This window comes from Mesorhizobium sp. M7A.F.Ca.CA.001.08.2.1, from assembly GCF_003998455.1.
GTDB lineage: Bacteria > Pseudomonadota > Alphaproteobacteria > Rhizobiales > Rhizobiaceae > Mesorhizobium > Mesorhizobium ciceri.
In genome coordinates, this window is the sequence record NZ_RZPW01000157.1 from 1 (window position 1) to 9,842 (window position 9,842).

General features: G+C 62.2%; 9 protein-coding genes and 1 pseudogene. 2 read left to right on the plus strand and 8 right to left on the minus strand.

What is annotated here, in order from left to right:
* The 3 genes from EN914_RS12005 to EN914_RS12015 all read right to left on the minus strand — a co-directional run.
* Window positions 1-602 (minus strand): 4-hydroxythreonine-4-phosphate dehydrogenase PdxA (locus EN914_RS12005; RefSeq protein ID WP_245497817.1); only part of this gene is annotated, 602 nt, incomplete at its 3' end.
* Window positions 603-799: 197 nt separating this feature from the next.
* Complete coding sequence (locus EN914_RS12010; protein ID WP_032899622.1) at window positions 800-1,894, minus strand: four-carbon acid sugar kinase family protein; 1,095 nt, start codon at window positions 1,892-1,894, stop codon at window positions 800-802.
* Complete coding sequence (locus EN914_RS12015; protein WP_024505184.1) at window positions 1,881-2,744, minus strand: DeoR/GlpR family DNA-binding transcription regulator; 864 nt, start codon at window positions 2,742-2,744, stop codon at window positions 1,881-1,883. The genes EN914_RS12010 and EN914_RS12015 overlap by 14 nt, the downstream gene beginning before the upstream one ends.
* 434 nt (window positions 2,745-3,178) lie before the next feature.
* Between EN914_RS12015 and EN914_RS12020 the strand changes: the two genes are divergently transcribed.
* Both EN914_RS12020 and EN914_RS12025 read left to right on the plus strand, forming a co-directional pair.
* Window positions 3,179-3,364: a hypothetical protein gene (locus EN914_RS12020; protein ID WP_127389092.1), complete on the plus strand. Its 186-nt coding sequence runs from the start codon at window positions 3,179-3,181 to the stop codon at window positions 3,362-3,364.
* A gap of 51 nt (window positions 3,365-3,415) precedes the next feature.
* Complete coding sequence (locus EN914_RS12025; RefSeq protein ID WP_127389093.1) at window positions 3,416-4,183, plus strand: SDR family NAD(P)-dependent oxidoreductase; 768 nt, start codon at window positions 3,416-3,418, stop codon at window positions 4,181-4,183.
* Window positions 4,184-4,331: 148 nt separating this feature from the next.
* Here the strand turns inward: EN914_RS12025 and EN914_RS12030 are convergent, their stop codons facing one another.
* The 5 genes and pseudogenes from EN914_RS12030 to EN914_RS12050 form a co-directional block, all read right to left on the minus strand.
* Entirely contained in the window at window positions 4,332-5,342 is a 1,011-nt protein-coding gene (locus EN914_RS12030) for an ABC transporter permease (protein ID WP_024504864.1), read from the minus strand.
* 24 nt (window positions 5,343-5,366) lie between these two features.
* Window positions 5,367-6,350, minus strand: coding sequence for an ABC transporter permease (locus tag EN914_RS12035; protein WP_024504865.1), 984 nt, complete (start codon window positions 6,348-6,350; stop codon window positions 5,367-5,369).
* Window positions 6,347-7,900, minus strand: coding sequence for a sugar ABC transporter ATP-binding protein (locus EN914_RS12040; protein WP_024504866.1), 1,554 nt, complete (start codon window positions 7,898-7,900; stop codon window positions 6,347-6,349). Before EN914_RS12040 ends, EN914_RS12035 begins: the two co-directional genes overlap by 4 nt.
* Before the next feature lie 84 nt (window positions 7,901-7,984).
* Window positions 7,985-9,226, minus strand: coding sequence for a sugar ABC transporter substrate-binding protein (locus EN914_RS12045; protein ID WP_024504867.1), 1,242 nt, complete (start codon window positions 9,224-9,226; stop codon window positions 7,985-7,987).
* A gap of 426 nt (window positions 9,227-9,652) precedes the next feature.
* Window positions 9,653-9,842 (minus strand): annotated as a pseudogene (locus EN914_RS12050) (haloacid dehalogenase type II); the annotation flags it as partial.

Genomic DNA, 9,842 nt, shown 5'->3' on the forward strand with positions numbered 1-9,842 from the left:
ACCGCAAATTGGATAACCCGCCGCAACCGAGGTTCGGTCAGTTTCGATGGAACCTGGGCCAGCGCGACGTGGGTCGAGACGTGGCTGACGCGAAAATCGCCATGGGCAAGCATCATCACGGAATCGCGCGCGCCTGTCAGCTCAGCCAGCATGTCGGTGTGGCCGGCATAGTGATAGCCGGCCAGGTTGAGCGCTTCCTTGTTGAGAGGAGCCGTAACGATACCGGCAATTGAACCGGCCTGGGCCAGGCGAACAGCTTTTTCGATCGCCAGATAGGCGAGGCGCCCGCCTTCAGCCGACATGATGCCTGTCTCAATGGGTGTTTGTTCGGGGCCGGCTTCGAGAATGGCTACAGCGGGAAACGTCCCAGCGGCCGAAGCTGACGGTTGTTCCTCCTCAATGCGCCCAGAAATCGACTCCATTGTCCGCATCGCGGTGACGCTGCCGATGATGAGAAGGGACAGCGACCCGTCGGCAAGGCGCGGTTTCAGCCGTGCGCATGCCTTGGCGATGATCTCGGGGCCGATGCCCGCAGGATCACCCATTGTGATGCCGAGTCTTGGACCAGACATAAACGCCTCTAATCGGTCAATTGTGGTCATCTTCTAATCCCTCTAACCATGGATGCGCAATAGTTTTCTTTTTCGGTCATTCGTAATCAGCTGCGCGACGAAATCCGCCGGCCTGAATCCCTCTCTGGGAGGGCAGGGCCGTTGTAGCAGGCGGCTGAAGCATCGTTTGACGTCATTTGACCGGCGGGAATGGACCCGCCCTGTGCTTTTGCCGGCGACCGTCTTGATCAGCGACGCGCGAGAGTCGCGAGCCTGCAGAAGAGGGCGCTGTCGCCGAACGCGCCAGATTTGGAAGTTGTGGCTAGCCCTTGGAAAACGCCGCCTTTGATTCTGGAGATCGGAAGCCCCGGTTCAATCTCGCTCTCGACCGTGAGTTCGACGACGCCGAGGCTGGAGCACACCGATCGCAATGTTTCGCCGCCAGTGACGAGCAGCGTTCCGGGCTTTGGCAAACCGTCGAGAAGCGACGCAAACACCTTGCCGATATGACCTGAAACCGCGTGGCGATCGCCCGATGCAACGACGGTGACAACCGACGGCGCACCTCGCATGATTCGTTTTGCCAGATCCCTTTTCGCTTTGTCGATGTCGCGTTCCACAACGATATGCCCATCAGCATGCTTGGCGGCAAACGAGGCCACCTGTCCCGCCGTGACTTCGTGATTTGTGCCGACAAGGCCCAGGAACGGGGCGGACAATGCCGGAGCAGGCTTGCGTGGTATGCTCAGGTGTCGCGCCAGCGCTGCAGCCAGGCCGCCCGTACCAACCCAGAGTGTGCTGGGCGCGCCCGCCGTTGCAACGATCTCGTCCAGGTCCTTGTCCGTTTCGGCGTCGTAGAGGGTGATGAAATGAAGTGGTCGCGCCCCCGGTACCGCCCGGCCGGACGAAAAGCGCTGGCCTAGTCCGGAGACGATGTCGGGACCTACCATTTCGGGCCGATCGAGTCGCCATTGACGCCCAAGGCGTGTAACGCGGCCCTGAAATGGGAACGCTGGTGCCAGAACAACCCGCTGGTACGCACCCTCGACGATGCAGGCTTCTATTTCGGCAATGACGTGACCGCGCAAAAGGCTGTCGATCTTCTTGAAGCTCAGTTGTCCGGCGGCCAACCATGGCGCGAACTTCAAGTGTCTGGCGACGGCCGTTGTCTCGGCGCCCTCACGTGTGGCGATATCGACAGCCAAACGGCCCGAGAACGCGCGATCCAGTTGCCAACTCACCGCAACACCTTGGCCCGGCGAGGCGAAGCAAACCGCGCTATCCAGGGCGCCGGTCAGGTCGTCGGCGACGATCCGGATATCCACGGCCTCAAGAGCGCTCAACGGAAGAACCCGAACGGCTGACGCGAACGACTCGGACGTTTACATCGAGCGTCCGAAGATTGGTGAGGTTGGCCTGATCGATGCCCTCGTCGGTAATGATCTGGTGGATATCGGCCAGCCGGCAGATGGTGCAGAAATTCGGAGTGGTGAATTTGGAATTGTCGGCAAGCACGACGACGCGGCGCGCCGCGGCGATCATCGCCTGCTTCATCGCCGCGACCTCAAGCGAGGTCTCCGTGAGCATGTCTCCGGTGATGGCATGAGTGCCAAGAATTGCCACATCGGCGTGGATGGTGCGCAGGAAATTCTCGCCAGGCTGGCCAACCAGAGTTAGAGAACCCGGCTTGCAGGTGCCTCCAAGCATGACGAGGCGTATCCCCGGCACGGTTGCGAGGATCTGGGCGATCGCCAGGCTGTTGGTGACGGCCGTAAGCGCGATGGGGGCAGCCGCGATGGCGCGGGCGACTTCCAGAACAGTCGTGCTTGCGTCGAAAATGACACTCTGCCCGGGGCGAAGTTCCGACATCATGGCCGCACCTATGGCCTCCTTCTCAGCCCTGGCGAAGTGTGCGGCAGTGGCGAGATCCGGCTCGAAGGTGGCGAGTTCCGTGCGGTGAAGCATTGCTCCGCCATGCGTTCGCTCCAATGCTCCTTGCCGTTCCAGTGTTTCGAGGTCGCGCCGGATGGTTGAAGGTGACGCCCCGATGAGATCGATGAGTTCCTGAATGCCGACGGTTCCTTCCCGTTTAAGGCATTCGAGAATGAAAGCATGACGCTTGGCCGGAATAAGATCGACCCGTCCACGCCCGCCATCGTCTTCCCATGACCCGCCGGAAGCTGAGGATCCCATTTCTTCCACCGTTGATTTTCGAACATTCCTAGCCACGTTCGTATCTCCGCACAGTGCAGCAACGCGCTCACCGGAATCACAGCGAGCCCAGCATCGCGAATATCACGAATTTATCCGGCGAGCCCACTGGTTTGTCATGGCAATGAACGAATTGCCATCGATTTTGGTCTTATTGGAATTATTTTGACTGATTTTGCCCGCGCGTGGTAAGCGATAGGTCGTCAAACTGCGTCAGCTGACTCTCGTAATCGCGCAGTTCTTGTCAAAAAAATAGGAATCAAGTCAGCGATTTGGAGCGTTTGGGCTCTGTTGCGAACGGGTTGGAGGAACCATGCTTTCTTGTCGAAGCTGAAATCGGCCTTTATCGGCGCCGCTGCCGCGGCTTTCTTGTCAACGGCGGCTGTCGCCGCCGATCAACCTACGTCGGCGTTGTCGTGCCGACCATGGATGCGCAATTCTGGAACAGCTATGTCGCTTTCATGAAGAAGGGAGCGGACGAGCTTGGGGTAAAGCTCGTCGTGCTCAATGCCGACACCAGCGGCTATTCGCATATCCGGCGAACTGGTCATTCGCGGCTCTACCAACACCGCCTGAACTATCAACGCCAGAGTCTCATTTAGCAAATGCGTGCGCATACGTATTCCCAATTTCAAACAAATGGAGAGAGATTTATGGAGGAAAATCAAGTCGCGCCAAATTTCAGGCTGGACGGAAAACGAGCGCTCATTACGGGAGCTGGGCGGGGGCTGGGACTGGCCGCCGCCCATGCGCTCGCCCACTTTGGTGCCGAGGTTGTTCTGGCCGCCCGCACATTGAGCGAGGTGGAGGCCGCCGCGGCCAATATCACTCGCGCGGGCGGACGAGCCGAAGCCATCGCGCTCGATATCCGGGACGTTTCGGCAGTGAGTGAAGCTGTTTCACACAGGCCGGCATTTCATGTGTTGGTCAACAATGCCGGGATGAACCGCACCAACCCATTCCTTGATGTAACGCAGGCCGATTTCGATGATATCATGGGCCTCAATCTGCGTGCTTCCTTCTTTGTTGCGCAGATCGTCGCGCGACGCATGGTCGAGCAAGGCGTGAGTGGCAGCATCATAAACATGTCGTCGCAGATGGGCCATGTCGGTGCCGCGACGCGCAGCGTCTACTGCGCCTCTAAATGGGCGATGGAGGGGATGACCAAGGCTACGGCAATAGATCTGGCTCCATACAAGATCCGTGTCAACACCGTCTGCCCTACGTTTGTCGAAACGCCGCTGGCTCAGAATTTCCTGAAGAATGAGGCCTTCAGGGCGGAGGTGCTGTCCAAGATAAAGCTTGGCCGCATCGGTCATGTCGACGACATAACCGGGGCGGTTGTCTTCCTGGCGTCCGATGCATCCTCTCTCATGACGGGATCGTCCATGATCATCGACGGCGGTTGGACTGCGGACTAAGAACCTGCTGGAGGGTCGCATGATCTGGATGCCGGACAGGCGAACCCCGGAATGAGAGCGCGATTTCAGGAACGGCGCTCGTAAGCCTTCGTGCCCGAGGTTTGGCGGGCGGTGTTCTGATCGGATCGGCGGCGAGCCGGGCGCGCCATCAGCGTCGCGAAAAGCCGTCGAGCATCACTGCGAAGATGATGATGGCGCCTTTCAGGATCGCCTGTTGGGCGGGTCCGACGCCAGTGATGCTCAACCCATTGTCGACGACGCCGATGATCAGCGTACCGAGCAGCACGCCGACGATGCTGCCCTTGCCGCCCGACAGGCTGACGCCGCCGATGGCAACCGCGGCGATCGTCGATAGTTCGAGGCCGGTCGTCTGCGCCATCGTGGCGCTCATGTAGCGCGACATGCTGATTACGGCGCCGATCGCATAGAAGCTGCCGGCAATGGCGAACACGATGATGCGCACGCGCACCACGCGCACGCCGCTGATGAAAGCCGATCGGGAATTGCCGCCAACGGCGTAGATTTCGGCCCCGAAAGCGGTCCGGTGCAGGACGAAATAGCTGAGCGCCACGATCGCGAAGAACAGGATGACCGGGTTGGGCACGTAGAGCAGGCTGCCCTGGCCGATGAAGGCAATGCTCGAGGGGATGCTGTCGACGAAGCCACTGCCGGTCACCTGATAGGCGAGCCCGACGCCGATTTGCCAGACGCCAAGCGTCACAATCAGGGATGGCAACCGCAGCCGTGCCACGAGGAAACCGTTGGCGGTGCCGAACGCGACGCCAACGAAGAGCATCACCGGGATGGCGAGAAGGGGAGAGATCGCGACGCCGAGAAGGCTGAATTGCGGGTTGGTGGTGACGAGGCTGCCGCCGACCATCAGCGTCACCGCCACGATGCCGCTCACCGAGAGATCGAGGCCTACCGTGAGCACCACGAACGCCTGCCCGCAGGCGGCAATGCCTCGGATGGACGACTGGATCAGCACGTTCGCGAGGTTTTCGGTGCCGATTGTGGCGCCGCGCGTGACGATTGCGAACCCCGCGATCAAGGCGGCGAGGATGAGCAGGCGCACGAAGTCGTCGCTGGTCAGTACGCCGAAGCCAAAGCCTCGGCGGCCCGGCCCGGTATTCGCTTCCCGAAGTTGGTCGACGATCACTCTGGTTGCCTCCGCAATTGCATGTCAGGCCGTGATGCGGGTTGGCCGCTCGCGGCGGCGGAAGAATTCGATCGACACCGCCAGGATGATGACCGCACCCTTGACCGTGTTCTGGACGTCGGTGCTGGCGCCCATGGCGCCGAGGCCGCTGTCGATGACGGCGAGGATCAGTGTCCCTAACAACACGCCGAGCACGGTGCCGCGGCCGCCATAGATGCTGACGCCGCCGATCGCGACAGCGGCGATGCTGTCGAGCTGCAGCCCGCTCAGCGTCCTGATCGAGACCGACATCATCCGCGATTCGATCGACAGGGCGGCGAGTGCGACCATCAGTCCCGAGATCACGAAGACGAGGAACTGCACGCGCCGGACCTTGATGCCGGAGAGATACGCGCTGGCGGAATTGCCGCCGACGGCATAGACGGCCCGGCCGAAGGACGTGTGGCTGAGCACGAAATGCGCCAGCGCGAAGAGCAGGAGCATCTCAATGACCGGCACGGGCACGCCCCGGATCGAGCCCTGTCCCAGCATGCTAAGGCTCGAAGGCAGATCGGTGATCGTGTAGCCGCCGCCGACGAGTTGGGCGAGACCCAGGCCGATCTGCCACATGCCGAGCGTCGCGATCAGCGCGGGCACGCGCAGCCGCGCGACCAGCAGGCCGTTGACGGCGCCCATCACGATGCCGACGAGCAGGATAATCGCGATACCGACGGGAACTGGCCAAGGATCGCCGCCGACCATGTTGAGGTCGAAGCGGCTGGTCAGCGTGGAAGCGCCAAGTACGCTTGCGAAGACGCCGATGCCGTAGAGCGACACGTCGATGCCTCCCGTCAGGATGACAAAGGTCTGGCCGATAGCGGCTATGCCGATGATGGAGCTCTGCAGCAGGATGTTGGACAGCCCGCGCGCACTGTAGGTAACGCCTCCGGTTAAGAGGCCGAACACGACGATCAGCGCCACGAGCATCAGCGCGCGCAGCACGTTGTCGTTGCGCAGGAAGCTCTTCATCCGTGCGCCTCCGGCACGCCAGCGATATCGGCGCCCTTGTCGCCGCGCACGAGCACCATTTCGAGCAAGTCGCGCTCGCTGACCCGATCGGGCGCGACTTCGCGTGTGATCCGGCCCTGCGCCATGATCAGGATGCGGTCCGACGCCACCATGATCTCGCGCATGTCGGATGACAGCAGCAAAACGCCGACGCCCCGCTCCCGCGCCTGACTGCGGATGACGTCGTAGATCTCCTGGCGGGCGCCGACGTCGATACCCCGGGTCGGCTCGTCGAGAATGAGGAGCTTCGAACCGGCGGCGATCCACTTGCCGATGACCACCTTCTGCTGGTTGCCGCCGCTGAGCAGTCGCACGAGCTTGCCCGGTTCGCGCGGCCGCAGCCCCACATCGTCCATCACTCGGGCCACCAGGCCGCGCACCCGGCGGCCGACGAGCACGCCCGCAGTCGTCACTCGGCTCAGTGCCGGCAGCACGATGTTGAAGCCGACCGAGTGCTCCTGGACGATGCCTTCGGCCTGGCGATCCTCGCTGACGAAGCCGATGCCGAGCCGGCGCGCCTTGCTCGGCGTCATCGTGGCGACGTTCACCGCCACGCCATCGAAGTGAAGGCCGCCCTTGACACGGGTTCCGTCCGGCAGCGCACCGACGATGGCGCGCGCGAGTTCGCTCTTGCCCGCGCCGATCACGCCGGCGATGCCGACGATGGTGCCCTTCGCGATGGTCAGGTCGATTCCTTCGAACAGGCCGTCGGCGGAAAATCCGGAGAGTTCGAGGAGCCTGCCGGCGCCCGGTCCGGCCGCCTGCCGCAACGTTGATGTGCTGTCAACCGGCTTGCCGGTCATGCGCTCGACCAGCGTCGCCATGTCGATTTCGGCGATGCCGCAGCTCTTGACGACGGCGCCGTCGCGCAGGATCGTCACCCGGTCGGCGAGCGCGAAGACTTCTTCGAGTTTGTGCGAGATGTAGACGATGGCGACGCCGCGCTGCTTGAGCACCCTGACGAGGCCATAGAGATTGTCGATCTCGACGCGCGACAAGGCGGAGGACGGCTCATCCATGATGAAGACGGCCGGATCGTAGGAGAGGGCGCGCGCGATCTCCACTTCCTGCTGGTCGGCCACCTTCAGGTCGCCAACCGTGGCATCGGGCGACACTCTGCTGCCCAGCCGCTGCAGGATCTGCGCGGCCTCTTGGCGCGCCTTGGGCCAGTCGACCTTGCCCCAGCGGGCGGGCAGGCGGCCGAGAAGGATATTCTCGGTGACGCTCAGATACTGGACCAGGCCGAACTCCTGATAGACCATCGAGACGCCGTTGCGCTGCGCCTCGGATGGATTGGAAAACTGGGCCTGCTTGCCGCGCACCGTGTATTCGCCGCTGTCGGGCCGCAGCACGCCCATGAGGATCTTCATCAATGAGCTTTTGCCGGCGCCGTTCTCGCCGAGAAGGGCGTGGACCTCGCCGGCGCGCAATTCGAGCGCCACGTCCCTCAGAATCTTGATGCTCCCGAAGGACTTGGTGATGCCCACCATGCTCAGGACGATGTCACCCACGCGTGTCTCACCTGTTCCCTGGATACCGCCCGGCGTCTGTCGCGCGGTGGAATTGCAGCCACCCGCGCGACGAACGGATGCGCCTCAATAGCCGAGGAGGCTCTTGCGGTCGGCGAGCGTCGGGACGGGGAGGCCGATCTCCTTGGTGTCGAGGACTGGCCAGTAGTTCCACTTCCCGAGCGGCATGTCGGTGAAGGCGACGGTTCCGCCCCACATATGCGCTGCATCCGTGTCGATCGTCGCACCCGTCAGGAGCGGCATCGGCAGCAATACCCGGCGCGGCAGCTTGACCGTTCCGGAATTGGCATCGCCGTCGCCCAACGGCTGCTTGAGCACGGTGTGCCAGAGGAACTGCTTCACGACGACATCGATCTGGTGCCACGGGTTGTTCGACACCGTGAAGTCGAAGGTGCCGTCGCGCAAAGGTGCCAGCATCGCCTTGTCGATATCCTGGAGGATGACGACGACGTGGTTCGGATCGCCGGCGGGCGCCAGACGGTCGACGGAGCGCAGGCCCTCTGTGATGGCGCCGGCATCGCCGAACTGGGGATAGATGGCCTTGATGTCGGGATAGCGGGCAAAGGCATCCTGGATAGCCTTGATCACCGACTCCGGCTGGCCGGACGTGTCGACAGATTCGACGATCTCGACGGCGGGATCTCCCGCCAGCCCCAGACCGACGCCGTGGTGACGGGCCTGGCAGATCGGCAGGGCGCGTGCGCCCCAGATCTCCAGCACGCGATAAGGCTTCTCGGCGGTAGCGCCCGCCGTTTTGGCGAGTTCGGAGAATTTCACGCCGATCTGGCCGTTGCCTTCCATCGTGTCGGCATCATAGCCGGCAAAGCCGGTGAGCTTGTCGGTGTTGGCCGGAAGCACCCAGTTGTAGACGTCGATCCCGGATGCGATGGCCTTGTCGATGGTGGTGGCCATGGAGGTCGGGTCGATGGGATGCAGCACGATCGCGTCGTAGGCGTGCGTGGCGATGGCGTCTTCCATCAGGCGCGTCTGCGTCGGCACGTCGAATTCGGCCGAGCTCGTGGTGAAGGTCGCGCCGGCTTCCTCGAGCTGGGTCTGCAGGAGATGCTGCGCGATGACCTGGTAGTCGTCGCCCATCCACACCGGCAAATAGAGCACCTTGTAGGGCGACCCGTCCTGCTTGACGGCGATCCCCTTGTAAGGCTGCCACTGGACACGGCTCGGATCTATGAGACCCTTGATCTTGCCCCAGTCGGCCTCGGGTATGAAGTCCGGTCGCGCGGCTTCCTGGGCCGTCGCGGCAAATGCCAGGGACAGCGAGAATAAAGCTGCCGCTATATATTTCTTCATTGAATTCCTCCTCCAAACTCTTCCTGCCATTCGCGAATGCGGTACCTGGGGTACCGGCATTGCCTCCCTGCTGCGAAAGAAGACCTCCAATTCGTTTGCTGAAGCTATTCGGTGATAGGGGTGATGAATTATAGAAGCATGCAGCCGAACAAATATTGCCTGGGAGCACTGTCCTAAGGCAAATCCCCAACCGAAGTCCTAGCCGCCCCGGCAAGAGGGCTCAAATCGTTGTTCACCATGTCGGCATCGCGAACGGCGAGGAAACGGTGATATTCGGGTGGAGGGATGGCCGCGCTTTGTCGTCACCACGCCCTGCCTTCGCAATCGGGACAGTGTTCTTCGACAAGCTCAGGATGAGGTAGGAAGCGGGCGAGCCTAGGACGACCGAGAAGGAGAATGCCGGCGCCAATGGCGCGACCGCCACCGTCAGGTGTCGAGCTTGGTGGCCATGTCCTCGATGTCGTCGGCGATGACATCCCAATCCGCCTCGGCGGCAAGGTCGATCGCCTGGTTGGGGCCGAATTCGGTGGGACGCAGGAAGAAGCCGGTCATCAAACCGTACTTGCGCGCGTTGGCGAGGTCGCCATTGTGCGCCGACGCCAGCATGACCTCGCCC

Excerpts from the sequence above, each read along its gene's own strand:
- EN914_RS12015 (WP_024505184.1), bottom strand. The coding sequence starts at position 2,744 with ATGGGATCCTCAGCTTCCGGCGGGTCATGGGAAGACGATGGCGGGCGT.
- EN914_RS12025 (WP_127389093.1), top strand. The coding sequence starts at position 3,416 with ATGGAGGAAAATCAAGTCGCGCCAAATTTCAGGCTGGACGGAAAACGA.
- EN914_RS12035 (WP_024504865.1), bottom strand. The coding sequence starts at position 6,350 with ATGAAGAGCTTCCTGCGCAACGACAACGTGCTGCGCGCGCTGATGCTC.
- EN914_RS12045 (WP_024504867.1), bottom strand. The coding sequence starts at position 9,226 with ATGAAGAAATATATAGCGGCAGCTTTATTCTCGCTGTCCCTGGCATTT.